The following is a 13,237-nucleotide window of genomic DNA, read 5'->3' as shown; positions in this document are numbered from 1 at the left end:
GCCGCCCCCGGCCCCGCCGGCCGTCCCGGCGTACGCCATGGCCGGCGACAGCGGTGGCGACGGCAACGGCGGCGCCGTCTGGGGTGCCTCCGCCGAGCAGGCCCCCAAGGGCCCCGGCAAGCGCCGGGCGGGCGGATTCGTCGCACTGGTCGCCGCGACGGCGCTCGTCGCCGGCGGTATCGGTGGCGCGCTCGGCTTCTGGGCCGCCGACAGCAACGACGACGGCTCCGGCGGTTCGACGACGATCAGCGCCTCCGACAGCCCGAAGGCGCTCAAGCGCGCCGACGGCACCGTGGCGGGAGTGGCCGCCAAGTCGCTTCCCAGCGTGGTCACGATCGACGCCGAGAACGGCGACGGCGAGGGCGGCACGGGCACCGGCTTCGTGTACGACAAGGAAGGCCACATCCTCACCAACAACCACGTGGTGGCCTCCGCGGCGGAGAGCGGCAAGCTGACCGCGACCTTCTCCAACGGCAAGAAGTACGAAGCCGAGGTGGTCGGCCGCGCCGAGGGCTACGACGTCGCCGTCATCAAGCTGAAGAACGCCCCGTCCGGCCTGAACCCGCTGGCCCTCGGCAACTCCGACAACGTGGCGGTCGGCGACTCGACCATCGCGATCGGCGCCCCGTTCGGCCTGTCCAACACGGTCACGACCGGCATCATCAGCGCCAAGAACCGCCCGGTCGCCTCCAGCGACGGTTCCTCCTCGAGCAGCAGCTCCTACATGAGCGCCCTGCAGACGGACGCCTCGATCAACCCGGGCAACTCGGGCGGCCCGCTGCTCGACGCCACCGGCGCGGTCATCGGCATCAACTCCGCCATCCAGTCGACCGGCAGCAGCGCCCAGACCCAGGCCGGTTCCATCGGCCTCGGCTTCGCCATCCCGATCAACCAGGCGAAGAACGTCGCCGAGCAGCTCATCAAGACCGGCCAGCCCGTCTACCCGGTCATCGGCGCGACGGTCACCATGGCGGAGAACGGCGACGGCGCGGTCATCTCCGACCAGGGCTCCTCCGGCACCTCGGCCGTGGCCGCGGACGGGCCGGCCGCCAAGGCGGGCCTGAAGGCGGGCGACGTCATCACCAAGTTCAACGACACCCCGGTCGACAGCGGCCCGACCCTGATCGGTGAGATCTGGACCCACAAGCCGGGCGACCGGGTCACCCTGACGTACGAGCGCGACGGCAAGGAGTCCACCGTCGAACTCACCCTGGGCGAGCGCAAGGGCGACAGCTGACCGGCTAGGCTGTAGGCCGTTCCCCGGCGGCGAACCGTCGCACGGGGAACGGGGTGGGTTGCCCGAGCGGCCTAAGGGAACGGTCTTGAAAACCGTCGTGGCAGCGATGTCACCGTGGGTTCAAATCCCACACCCACCGCAGCGGAGCAGCGAACGCGCTGACCAGAAGGGGCGCTCCTCATCAGGGGCGCCCCTTCGTTCGTGTGCTCTGGGGTTGCTGTCCACGCACACGTAGCCGAGGCCGGCCGCCCGGCCGCCGCGGCTTTACCCACCTGTTCGCTTCGGGGCCCGCGTCGGACAAATCCGGGGAGCCCGTGAACATGCTTGATCCCAAACCGAACACGACACCGGTCCAAAGCCGCTCAGGCCACCGACCTGGGCGAGACGGGCGGCGTTTTCGCAACGGCCGACAAATGTGCAGAAGTTGATGGGTCCGGAGTTGACGGACCAAGCGTGTCGCTGGGCCCGCTCCTGCTACGGTCATCCGTTCGCCGAGGAGGTCGTGATGAACGGATCCCTGCCCGTTGCTGCCCAGGTGGATCTGCGCCGTCAGCCGGTGGAAGACGTGCTGGAGCGCGTGGAAGAAGCCCTGCACGTGCGACTGGATCGGCAGGCGCTAGTGCGCAAGCGCCGTTCCTTGGGGGGCCGTACGGACCGGGCCACGTGGGTGCGTATCGAGCGGCGGGGATTCGAGCGGATCGGCCCGCAGGGCTGGAACGGCACCGAGGCCGCTGCCGTGCTGCAAGGGGTCGCGATGCCCGAGTGGTATCAGGGCCTGGCATGGCGTGAGCCGGGCGAGCCGGTGATGTGGCGCGCGGATGAGCTGGAGCTGATTCCATCGCCGTCTGTTGGTAGGGGCGCCCTGGTGCTTGAAGATCCGGGCTTGCCGGACGCGTGGTGGGGAGCGTTGAACGCTTCGCTGGATGCGCTTGCCTCTCAGCAGACACCGCGGATCGCGACGCCGGACATGGTGACGATCACGCAGGAGCGGGTGACCCAGACCCTAGGGGCGGTCTTCCCCGGAGTGGTTGATACGAGGATCGAGCGGTGGACGCCGGCTCATGCGGATCTGACCTGGGCCAACGTGATGGGGCCGGCGTTCTCCCTCATCGACTGGGAGGACTGGGGCATGGCGCCCCGGGGCCTGGACGCCGCGACCCTGTGGGGCAACGCGCTTGCCGTCCCGGGGCTCGCGGACCGCGTTCAGCAGGAGCGGCGTGCGGACTTCCAGAGCCGGGACGGCAAGCTGATGTCGCTGTTCTTCCTGTCGAAGATCGTCGGACCCTACGCCTACGAGGAGGATCCGCTGCTGGCGCCAGCACGGAAGGAGGCCGAGCGTCTGGTGGCCGAGCTTCAGCTCTGACGGTGCCCATGGAGGGCGCGTAGGTACTGACTGACAGTGGCGGTTTCTACCTCCGCGCTCAGGGCCTGGACCAACTGGGCCAGGTGTCCGGGGTCGTCGGTACTGACTGCCATCGCTGAGGCGTTGGGCAGATGGAATGCGGTCCGGAACGCTGCCTGCACTCGGGACAAGCCCTCGTGGGGCGGTCGGAGGAACGGGCGCGGGTCGAAGTCCTCCCACACCTTCCCGCAGCCGCCACCGAAGGGGCTCATGCCCCAGGTCTCGCCCGCCTGCCAGGCGGTGCGCAGGACGGCGGTGGCGTCGAGGAGGTCGATGCCCACGAGGAGACCGGCCCGGACCATGAGGACGTCCGGAGACGGAAGGTCCTCCACGCGAACCATGCCGAGCGACTGCGTATCCCAGGAGGCCACACCCCAAGCGCGGCACAGGCCGTCGCGGGCGGCATCGGCCAGCGCGGTGCAGGCATTGCCGAGGAGGGCGTGGCCATCGGCAGGGGATAGGCTCGCAAGGCTCCGTTCGGGGTTGTGGAGGAACACGGTGTCAGGTTCCCTGCCGAGTTCGGTGGCCGCCCGCTCGACGGCCAGTCGCAGCCGGACTGGATCGAGGGAGTGCTCAGCACCTCCGGCGCTCGGGAAGAAGCCGACCTTCGTGGAGAGGGTGAACCTCGGCAGTAGATCGGCAGCCGTCTCGGCCAATACCGCCTGAGAGCGGAATCCGAGGTAGGGAGCCGCAGTGTCCAGAGCGGTGACGCCGAGGTCGAGTGCGGCCGTCAGGATGTCGCGGTGGTGACGAGACCGGTGTAGGCCGAGGACAAGGCGGGGGTCAGCTCCGTGCACAGTTCCTCCTTCACCAGGATCTCGGCGAGCTGTTCCACGTCCAGGCCGGTCTTCTCGGTGGCGTCGGCGATGTCGACGGGGTGGCCGCTCAGCAGCAGGGCGAGGGCGGGGGACGTCTTGCCGGCGAACGTGAGCTTCTTGCCTGCGGCGAGCACGTCCACGGTGTCGTGGTGCTGTTCGATCACGGGCTCGAAGTCGGTGACGCACACGACGGCCGCGGGCTTGCCGAAAAGGCCGGTGGCCGGGACATGCCGGGCGGCCAGGCGTTCCCGCTCGCGGGCGTCGAGGAAGTCCTGCGGAGTCAGTTTCGTAGTCATCTCGGCGACGGCGTCGACCAGAAGCTGCTGCTGTCCCTCCCACTGGCCGGGGGAGTTCCAGCGGTCCAGGTCGTACCGGAACAGGTCCTGCGTGCGGGCCTGGTCGGCGAGCCAGGCCAGCCAGTTCACGCCGACGCGCTTTACGATGCCGAAGGTGGCGTGCAGGCTGTAGCCGTCGCCTTGGTCGTCGCGCGTGGCCTGGTGCCAGAAGCCGCGCGGGATGTGCATCACGTCGCCGGGCTCCATGACGCCCTGCCACACGATTTCCTCGCTGGGCTCGCCATTGGGGGCGGAGTCGCGGTACATCGGAACGTTGCGTGAGGTACCGCGGACTTCCCAGCTCTTGCGGCCGGCGAGCTGGACGATCACGGTGTCGTGGTCGTCCCAGTGGAGCTTGAAGCCGCTGGCGTCCTGGGTGGTCAGGTAGGCGTTCACCTGCACCAGCTCGCGGGCCCACCACTGGAGCGCACGGCAGGTGGCCTCCATGGACGGATCGAAAAAGTCGACCTCGTCCAGGACCATGGTGCAGCCCTCGCGCATGAGCCCCCCGACCCGGCGCATGTCGGCCATGGGGATGGCCTGTCCCCGCCGGGTGACGGATGGGTGGATGTAGCGGCCGGGGTGCAGTTCGGCCCCGTCCTGGAAGATGCGGAATTGGGGCGTGGTGACGCTGCGGCGCATCACCAGGTCCAGCAGCTTCGTGGGGTTGAGCAGGCGATCGAGCAGATCGAGGTCCTCGATCGTTCCCCGGGCGAAAGCGGATCCGAGTGCGCCGGGTCCGTCCCAGCCGAGGGCTTTCTCCATTGCGGTGACGAAGTGGTGGTCCACGTGTTCCTCCGGTCGGCGTCGTGGCGGGTGCAGGCCGGGGGCCCGCCGTGGGCGGCAGGCCCCCGGGTGGTGCTGTGGCGTACTTTCGGGGCTATTCCTGCGGGAGGTTCAGGCCGTCGCGGTTCTCGCCGTCGTCGCCCGCGGAGGTGCCGGTGGAGTCGGACTCCGCCGCCGCAGCGGTGAAGCGGTCCTGGACCTTGATCAGGCTCTCGACGCCGATCAGCAGGTCTTCCTTCTGCGCTTCCATGTGTGTCTCCATTTCCTGGAAGTCCAGAGCCGACGGATGCCGGCCCAGCCCCGATGGGGCGCGCCTCACCAGCCCTTTGTTCCCGGGCCGGTGAGGAGACGGGGGTGGCGCGAGGCCACGGATCGAGCGAAGGCGGGATTCGTGCCGGAAGCCGGTTGCCGGTCAGCGGCCGGGATCACCAGCGATGGCCAGGGTGACCACCAGGACGGTGACGACGGCGGCGTAGAGGAGCACGGCGAGCTGTTGACGCCAGCCCCGCGGAGCTCGACCACGTACCCGGGAATCCCGTTCCAAGGGAGCTTTCAACGTCGGAAGGCGGCCACTACGCCGACCTCGGCGCGATGGATGCCGGCTGAAGGGCACGGACCGACGACGCGGTACCGCCGCAGCGGGGGCATTCGCACGGTGGGTAGCGGCCGGGGTTGGAGAGGATGTCGAACGGGTCGCCTTCCAGGACCCGCGAGCGCGGCGACCATGTCCGGCCCGAGTCCCGCGATACCCGGATGCTCATCAGGACGCGGGGCTCTGGGCCCGGGTCAGGGGTTGCCCTGAGGGCCGTTCGCTCTGTGTCAGGAGTGCCCGCCGAATCGTTCAAGGCGGTCGTCCTCGGTCGCTTCGCCATGTCCAGAAGGATCGCGATCAGGACGAAGAGTCAGAAAGGCCCAGCGGATTACCCAACTTGGATAACATCACGGTCGGTTGAGACTTTGAAGCGATACGTAGTCTTCCTCCGGAGCGTGCCCGATGCCCGAGACACGTCGTACGAAGGAATTACCAGTAAGTCTGCTCACCGATCCCGAGATGATCGACGCGTGCCGCGTGCGCGACTTTGCGAGGGTCTTTCGCCTGGTCAAGACTCGGGCAGGCATCTACCCGTCGATGATTGCGCGGCAGTGCGAACTGACGCCGAGCCGAGTGGGTGAGGTGATCGCGGGCCAGCGGCAGCTCCTCCACATGGAAGTGATCGAGCGGATCGCCGATGGATTGCGCATCCCGGGGCACATGCTCGGGCTTGCCCGCCGCACGTGGGAGACGCCGGCTGTCTTGGCCGTGGCAGAGCGGGAACGGCCGGAGTTCAGTCACGTGGTCGTTGAGCCGAAGCTCCTCAGCGCCTTACCGGGTGTGGAGGTGGACAGCATCCTGGCCTTGGCCGCCGGGGCCAACCCGAGCCCATCCACACTGCACGCTTTGCGTTCCTCGATCGAGGACTACTGGCGTCGCGACGACGAACACGGGGGCGAGACGCTTCGACCTGCTGTCGTCGGCCAGCTGCGATATGTCGAAGGGCTGCTGAAGGACCAGCGGCCCACGCCGATCCAGCACGGCCTGTACGGCATCGCGGCGGAGCTGGCGCGGTTGACAGGGTGGACGTACTTCGATGCCCGGCAGTACCACCAGGCTCGCGCGTACTTCTGGGAGGCTCTGCAACTGGCCAGGGAGATTGACGACCATCCCTTCATGGCCAACGTCCTGGCCTGCATGAGCCTGCAAGCGACTTACCAGGACAAGCCGGCGGACGCGCTTGCACTGGCGTCTGCTGCCCAGGACCAGGCCCGAGCGGACACGGGTACGACGTCGAGAGTTCGGGCCATGCTGGCCATGCGTGAGGCGTTCGCCCACGCGACCTTGGGTGACCGGACAGCGACCCACACCGCGATCTCCGAGGCCCACAGTCACTACGACCGGATCAAGGCGGACGACCCGGACCCGGCATGGGTGACGTACTTCGACGAGCCGAAGCTCATCGTGGACACGGGCATCGCGCACGGCCGTCTTGGCGAGGCGGCGATCGCCGAACCGTTGATCGCGGATGCGCTGGAGCGGGAGGACCCCGCGAACCAGCGGGGTAGGGCGTTTCATGCCTTCTGGTTGGCCCGTACGCAGCTCCAGCGGGGCAAGCTCGACCAGGCGTGCCACACGGCGATCGAGGCGCTGGTGCCCGCCTCAGCCGTGTCGTCCGAGCGGGTGACCGGGCACCTTCGCGAGTTCTACGAGCAGCTTGCGCCGCATCGCGAGGTGCCGGCCGCGGTTGCCTTCGAGGCACGCCTACGAGCGATGCTTCCCCCGCAGGGTCAGCGAACCCCTTCGTCCATCAGGACGTAGAGGAGGCCGACCAGGGAGCCGCTGCTGACGATCTCGCGGCGGTCGATCATGTCCCGGATGTTCGCCAGCGGGATCCACTCGATCCGGTCCGACTCGTTCTTCTCGGTGGGTGGCCCGTCGTACGTGGCGCCGTCGGCGCGGAACAGGTGGTGCTGGGAGTCGGTGATGCCGTTCGCCGGTTCGGCGTAGATCAGCGGCTTCATCGGGCCGGGACGCCAGCCAGTCTCTTCGAGGACTTCACGGGCGGCGGCCTCGCCGGGCGTCTCGTCCGCTTCGACCAGGCCCATGGGCAGCTCCCAGGCCCATGCGTCCGTGATGAAGCGGTGGCGCCACATCATCAGGACCTCTTGGCGGTCGTTGATCACAGCGGCCACGGCCAGGTGGCGGAGCTTGACGACGTGGTGTTCCCAGCGGTGCCCGTCCGGCGTTTCGATGTCGGTGAGCCACAGGTTCACCCATGGGTTCTCATAGATCGGACGTTCCCCGTGGATCTTCCACTGCATATTTGCGGCCCCTCTCGATCGGCCTCCAGCATCGCAGAGTCAGGTTGAACGGCGCCTACGTTCACGCAAATTCGCGTCATGGTGACGAATATGGTGCGGGATGCGCGGAGGGCTGGAGCGATGAGCAGCGCCAGTAGTGCCATAGGAGGAATGCCAGGAACAGCCCTCGTCCGATGCGTCGGACGAGGGCTGTTGATGCCAAGACGCCACTCACTGGTGGAGGGGGCTGACCATCACCGAATTAGCAGGAGTCGCTGTTGTCCTCCTGGTTGTGGCGCCCCCGCCTCCGGGCGAGTGCGTTTCGACTCGCGAGAATGCAGACGGTTGTGACCGTGCTGCAGCCAGGTTGGCGAGGATGTCGAGGAGGAAGCCGGGCAGCTTGAAGCTACCCACCGGATGAGCGGGCTTGCCACGACTGCCACGAGAGTGGCTGGAAAGTAACCCCGTCCTCGCCCAGGGGCTGCCCATGTACAGCAGCGACCTCACGGTAGCAACGAGAAATCCAGTTCTTCGAGACCCGCGGCAACCAGGCGATTGATGAATTCCCCCGTTGCTTAGCTTCAACCTGGTGTATATGAGGGCAAGATGGACATCTGAACACGTAAGAGTTATGACCAACCGCAGTTCGCGGCTCTGCGTCGCTCATCGGCGGTGCAAAGTCGCGAAAGGCGTGGGCCATGCCGTGACTACCGTCGGGTTCACGGCATGCCATGGTCAAGCGGACCCGTGGGTGCTGGCCCTTGTCGGTGCACACGATTCCTACGCGGTACTCCTCTGCCATGGCATCATTCTCCTGCAGCTTCCCAAAACGGATGCGCTCTCCCGCCTGGACAGCGATGATCGGGAGCTCTATCGCGCAGTCGGAGTGTTGATACACCCACTCAGGAAGACGCTCTTTCGTACGCCCGTTCGCTGGCCGAGACGCTGTAGGAAGGCTTGGTGTGGACGCCTAGCCGGGAAAGATCGGGACGGGTGGGAAATTTTTGACCATCAGCAGCTTCCCAGTCTCATGGCTAACGCATTCGCTGGCATGGAGTTTCTGCGCCAGCACGCCGGAGCGCACGCGACTGGCCCTGGACGAACGTCATCACGGACGCCATCAAGGCTCTCGACGCGCTCCCGAACCCGGGCTGACCAGCAGATTCACCCATCCCCGCAAAAGAACCTTTCATCCCGGAGTAGTGGAACCCGGCGTTCACTCGGCATGGCACTTGGGCCATCGCCTGCACAACCACAGTCACCGGCAACGAAATGGGCTACCGAGTCCGTCGGTGGCACATCACGGAAGATCGAGTCCAGGTGTACAACTTCAAAGCTCCTGACTCGCTTCTGTGTTCCGAAGGGTTCACCAGCTGCCCCAATGTTGGCACCTTGACGGGCGCCCAGGGGAGCGGCTGAGGATTAGATCAGCTGTATCAGTGAAAGCGTGGTTGTACGACCTGAGTCGGGAGAACTTTGAGAATTCCCGAGTTTTTGGTCTGGCGAGCGGCCCTTTGCCACTCCTCTATGGACGAGGCGCGATCTTTGATCGCAAGACCCGTATACCATCTATAGAACAATGTGTGACATTCGGCATTCATGTCTCGATCAATTAGCAGATCGGCCAAATCGACTACGTCTGTTACGCTGCGCTGTCCTAGTGTATGCAACATTCTTACCATGATTACCGTATCGCCATCATCTTTCAGCTGGCAAAGACGAGGGAAGGTGAGTCGGATATCTGCCGACTCGCTCCACAAGGTAAAGGCGAAGCGGAGCACTCCGAAAACCGGACCGCCTCCTTTCCAGCGATCATAAAGATACCCTAGCTCCGCAGAAGACTTGGAATACGCCAAGCTGGCGCCAAGTTCGCGTGTGCGAAATTGTGCAGGCGGCCAGGTTTCTTGCGTGAGTAGATCTTCGACGATAGCGGCGCTCAGCTCGACAGATTTGAATCGGATGGCATCCCGAACTAGCGATTCTGCATCAAAATAGCGTCGCATCTCAACGATTATCTGCCATAATTCGACAACGTCGGCTGCAGAAAAGTGGGCCGCCGCCAGAGAAAGTGTGCGAGCTGCGTCATGGAATCGCTGTTCGCCGTAGCTCTGTAGTATCTCGTCTGCCACTTCTTTCGGCGTAAATGAAAAGCTTTGGTCGTCGATCTCTAGGTGGGTGGCCAGTTGCCTTTCAACCTCAAACAGGCGTTCTTCTAGTTGTGCGCACCTTTGTTCGGCGTCATGCCTGAGGTGTGTCAGTTCGGACAGTTGTTTTTTCAGCTCCTTGATTTCCGCTCGGAGCCGTTCCTGTTCGCTGCTCATTTGGGCGTTTCTTTTGGAGAGTTCTGCCTCTGTCTTTTGGTTATGCTTTCGCTCTGATATCCAGTCACTTCTCAGTTCTTGCATTTCGTGACGCGCTTCGTCTGCTTTCGCTTCCCTGTCGTCGAGTAGCAATTCCAAGGCTTGTTGCTGGCGATTGAGCTGCTTGATTGTGCGATGAGATCTATCGAGTTCGTCGCGTAGGAATTCGAGCTGAAATGATCCAGGGTCTGTCATCTTCAGGGCGGCCAGCCTCATTGATCGAATTCGGTCGCGAGTTTCGCCGGTTACTGCAGTTTTGCGATGACGTTCCACCTCTGTCAAGAGTCGATCAATGAAATCTTGCGTAGCGACTCGCCTGCCGTTTAGGAATCTCGATACAGTGCTTTTGTCCGTCGAGATGCGTACGGCGTACTGCTGCTGAGGGATGTCGAGGGCGTTGAACAGGGTCGTCAACTCCGTTGCGAGAGCTGCAACCTCTGAGATGCGGCTCACCTCTACTTCCGTGCGTCGAGCCGCTGACCTGGAAACTTCAGTCACTGGTGCTCACTTTCTTGGCAACTTTGAGTGCGACCTAGTTGGCAACGGTTGCCGCTACCACAACTCAGCGGGTGGGCGTACATGTTGACCACCTGATCAGCACCCAGTCTGCTACGAAGGAGCCGTGAGAGAGTGGAAAACTGGACATCAATGCTGCCTGTTGGAAGTGGCGCTCAGCGCATCGCCGTCGTCGCACTCGGTGGTCTGCCTCTGTTGTTGATCAGCCTCGCAGTGGTGCCAGCCGTCCTGGTGTTGCCCTTCTGCGGCGCTGCCGGTGGTCGCCGTGCGCAGGAGATTGTGCAACAGTTGATAGCTTGGAATCGAGCCCTTCTCACTGCATCGCGGCAAAATGGGCGGTCCGTGAACTGAGGTGTGAGGCAACGTCTGAGTTCAGCTCTTGCTCGCCTGTTCGTTCTTTATGTACGGGCGGATCGTGTGGGGCAGCAGTCTCAGTGGCAGCCGTCGGTGGGTTGCGACCCACGGAGCTTGGTGACGAATGTCCGTGAATCGGGAGAACGTCACGCAGCGCCATGAAGTAGGGGGCGGGAAACCGCTACGGGAGGTGCGTCGTAGTGGTGGCCAACTTTGGACTCCAGGGTTCTGAGGAGTTTTACGATCCCGCCTCAAACTTAGGCCGCCATGGGCCATGCGGGCCGGGGGATCTCGTGTAGGGCCGCATCTAGATGTAACAGCAGGTCAGCCATGGTGAGGTCGCTGTAACCGCAGCACTCTCTTGAAAACCGTCGTGGCAGCGATGTCACCGTGGGTTCAAATCCCACACCCACCGCGCAGGTTGAAGGCCCCCGACCGGGTACATCGGTCGGGGGCCTTCAACATGGCCGGTGGCCACCGGTGACCGTCTTTCCGCACCGGTCCCGCGGTCCTCCGGACCCGCCCGCGACGAGGCGGACCCGGCCTGGTTGGATCGCGCCGTGACCGACGACGCGGACCCGTACGAGATGTCGCCCGTCCACCTCGCGGTGGAGCAGGACGACTTGGCGGAGCTGACCCGGCTCCTGCACGCCGGCCACGACCCGGATCAGTACGACGGCCACAACGGCTGGACCCCGCTGCTCCGGGCCATCGAAGGCGAGCGGGACGGTTCGGCGCAGACCGGTGATCCGCTGGACGCGGCCTGCACCGCCGTACTGCTGGCGTACGGCGCGGACCCCGCGAAGCCCTCGCGAGAGGGCCTGACCCCGTACCACCTGGCCTTCCAGTCGGGCCACGACATGGCGGTGAGGCTTCTCGAAGCGCACATGGAACTACGGGGTACGCGTCTCGAATGCCTGGTCCACCGTCGTGGGGCTCGTCCGTCCGTACGCCCGTCCGGCGCTCCTGCCGGTGACACGGGCCACGGGGCGTGCGGATGCCGGAAGGACGGTGGCGGTGGTTCTTCCCCGCGCCCGTCGGGACCCTGAGGCGGCTACCTCCTGCGGCCTCCGAGCCGCCGGAGGGTGACGACCCCGAGGCCCACGAGAACGATGAAGGTGAGGACGATCACGATCACTTCGCCGGGGCGCAGTGCTGCCAGCATGTCGGTCTCCTCCGCTGCCGGTGGGCAGTCGTCCGCCGCGCGGCCGTGTGCCGTACGGCGTGGGAGAACGAACGTCTCATCCCGCCCGCGCTCGTGGAGGCCGAAGCGGAAAGCCTTGAGGGCCTTCTGAGCTTGGCCCTGCCGGCGGCGCCCGCAGAGCCCTATGCTTCCGGCGGGCGGAGCCGTAGCGCAGAGGTCGTCGCGCGCGGTCTCCAAAATCGTGAGGACGCCGGTTCGAATCCGGCCGGCTTCGCCCCTCCGAACCCCTGCGGACGGCTCCGGCCTCCACCGCTCACGGCGGGCCCGACCCCGTGAGCCAGTACGCGCCGTACACCGCGGAGGCGGTGGTCAGGGCGGTGAGGGCGGTCCAGGCGAGGGCGGGGCGGCGCCTCGCGAGGACCACCGCGAGGGGGATCAGGAGCGGGAACGCCGGAAGGAGCAGGCGGGGCTTGGAGCCGAAGTAGCCCGAGGCGCCGATGGCGAGCAGGGTGACGAGGGCCGAGTAGGCGATCAGCGGCGGGGGTTGGAGCTGCTTGGCGCCGATGTGGTGGGGCCAGTACGCGAGGAGCAGCAGGGTGGCGAGGGCGAGCACGGCGAGCGCGGTGGAGCCGCCGGTCAGGAAGCGGGCGAAGGCCCAGCCGCCGTCGAAGCCATTGCCCCACTCGTCCTGAACGTCGAGGTAGCCCAGCAGGTGCCCGCGCCGGGAGCCCACCCAGAGGATGTACGCGGCGGCCCCGACCGGTGCGACCAAGCAGCCGAGCACGGCTCGCGTACGGGCCGGGGCGGCGGTGCCGGTTCCGGGGCGGTGGCGGAGCCAGACCGCGAGGAACAGGGCGGCGGTGACGGCGAGTCCGACCGGCCGGGTCAGTCCCGCGAGGCTCGCCAGGACGCCTGCGGCCAGCCACCTCTCGCGCAGCACGCAGAGCAGCCCCCAGGCGGCGAGGGCGGTGAAGAGGGCTTCGCTGTACGCCATCGACTGGACGATGCCGACCGGTACGGCCGCCCACAGCACCACGCAGACGATCCCGGCCCGGTCGCCGTACGAGTGCCGCACCACGAGGTGGACGGCCCAGGCCGCGAGGACCGAGGCGAGGGCGGTGACCAGGAGTCCGGCGGCGGGCAGGCTCAGGCCCGTCACCGCGCGGGTGCCCCGCTCCAGCCAGGGGAGCAGGGGGAAGAAGGCCATGCTCGACAGGGAGCGGCCGTCGGGTGCGTTCAGGGTGAAGGCGTAGCCGTGTTCGGCGACCCGGGTGTACCAGAGGGAGTCCCAGCGCTCCGAGAGGAGCACGCGCGGGCTCTTGCCGGTCGCGGCGGCGCGGACGGCCAGGGCGGCGAGCGAGAGCGCCCGTACGCAGAGGAAGAGGGTGACCGCGAGGAGGGCGGGCCGTCCGGTGCGGACGCGGGCGCGGAGCGGGCGCCGGGCGGGGGC

Annotated in this window: 11 protein-coding genes and 2 tRNA genes; 6 read left to right on the top strand and 7 right to left on the bottom strand. The window is 66.2% G+C overall.

The features are described 5' to 3' along the window. The 3 genes from ACWD3D_RS23010 to ACWD3D_RS23000 all read left to right on the top strand — a co-directional run. Positions 1-1,237 (top strand): S1C family serine protease (locus ACWD3D_RS23010; protein ID WP_451462706.1); only part of this gene is annotated, 1,237 nt, incomplete at its 5' end. 52 nt (positions 1,238-1,289) lie between these two features. After that, positions 1,290-1,376, top strand: a tRNA-Ser gene (locus ACWD3D_RS23005). 366 nt (positions 1,377-1,742) lie between these two features. After that, positions 1,743-2,600 (top strand): hypothetical protein, encoded by an 858-nt coding sequence (locus tag ACWD3D_RS23000; RefSeq protein WP_451462705.1) that lies wholly within the window; start codon positions 1,743-1,745, stop codon positions 2,598-2,600. Here the strand turns inward: ACWD3D_RS23000 and ACWD3D_RS22995 are convergent. The 4 genes from ACWD3D_RS22995 to ACWD3D_RS22980 all read right to left on the bottom strand — a co-directional run bounded on the left by ACWD3D_RS22995 (position 2,591) and on the right by ACWD3D_RS22980 (position 5,122). Then, the gene (locus tag ACWD3D_RS22995; RefSeq protein ID WP_451462704.1) at positions 2,591-3,436 is read right to left on the bottom strand and encodes an aldo/keto reductase; all 846 of its coding nucleotides are present in this window, start codon (positions 3,434-3,436) and stop codon (positions 2,591-2,593) included. The two genes, ACWD3D_RS23000 and ACWD3D_RS22995, sit on opposite strands and share 10 nt — an antisense overlap. Next, on the bottom strand, positions 3,370-4,581 hold the full coding sequence (locus ACWD3D_RS22990; protein WP_451462703.1) for a JmjC domain-containing protein: 1,212 nt from the start codon (positions 4,579-4,581) through the stop codon (positions 3,370-3,372). Before ACWD3D_RS22990 ends, ACWD3D_RS22995 begins: the two co-directional genes overlap by 67 nt. 91 nt (positions 4,582-4,672) lie before the next feature. Then, on the bottom strand, positions 4,673-4,828 hold the full coding sequence (locus ACWD3D_RS22985) for a hypothetical protein (protein ID WP_451462702.1): 156 nt from the start codon (positions 4,826-4,828) through the stop codon (positions 4,673-4,675). A gap of 162 nt (positions 4,829-4,990) precedes the next feature. Beyond that, positions 4,991-5,122, bottom strand: a complete 132-nt coding sequence (locus ACWD3D_RS22980) for a hypothetical protein (RefSeq protein WP_382977476.1) — start codon at positions 5,120-5,122, stop codon at positions 4,991-4,993. 450 nt (positions 5,123-5,572) lie between these two features. Between ACWD3D_RS22980 and ACWD3D_RS22975 the strand changes: the two genes are divergently transcribed. Then, entirely contained in the window at positions 5,573-6,931 is a 1,359-nt protein-coding gene (locus ACWD3D_RS22975) for a hypothetical protein (protein ID WP_451462701.1), read from the top strand. Here the strand turns inward: ACWD3D_RS22975 and ACWD3D_RS22970 are convergent. Together ACWD3D_RS22970 and ACWD3D_RS22965 are read right to left on the bottom strand one after the other, a co-directional pair. Beyond that, positions 6,901-7,434: an NUDIX hydrolase gene (locus ACWD3D_RS22970; protein ID WP_451462700.1), complete on the bottom strand. Its 534-nt coding sequence runs from the start codon at positions 7,432-7,434 to the stop codon at positions 6,901-6,903. The two genes, ACWD3D_RS22975 and ACWD3D_RS22970, sit on opposite strands and share 31 nt — an antisense overlap. 1,415 nt (positions 7,435-8,849) lie before the next feature. Next, entirely contained in the window at positions 8,850-10,226 is a 1,377-nt protein-coding gene (locus ACWD3D_RS22965) for a hypothetical protein (protein ID WP_451462699.1), read from the bottom strand. Between the two features lie 977 nt (positions 10,227-11,203). Between ACWD3D_RS22965 and ACWD3D_RS22960 the strand changes: the two genes are divergently transcribed. Then, positions 11,204-11,692 carry an ankyrin repeat domain-containing protein gene (locus ACWD3D_RS22960; protein ID WP_451462698.1) on the top strand — a complete coding sequence of 163 codons (489 nt, stop codon included), beginning with the start codon at positions 11,204-11,206 and terminating at the stop codon, positions 11,690-11,692. A 294-nt stretch (positions 11,693-11,986) separates the two neighbouring features. Next, a tRNA-Trp gene (locus ACWD3D_RS22955) sits at positions 11,987-12,061 on the top strand. A gap of 39 nt (positions 12,062-12,100) precedes the next feature. Here ACWD3D_RS22955 and ACWD3D_RS22950 read toward each other — a convergent pair. After that, on the bottom strand, positions 12,101-13,237 hold a 1,137-nt coding region (locus ACWD3D_RS22950), incomplete at its 5' end, for a hypothetical protein (protein WP_451462697.1).

This window comes from Streptomyces sp. NPDC002690 (assembly GCF_053592415.1).
This window is presented reverse-complemented; position numbering and strand designations above follow the sequence as displayed.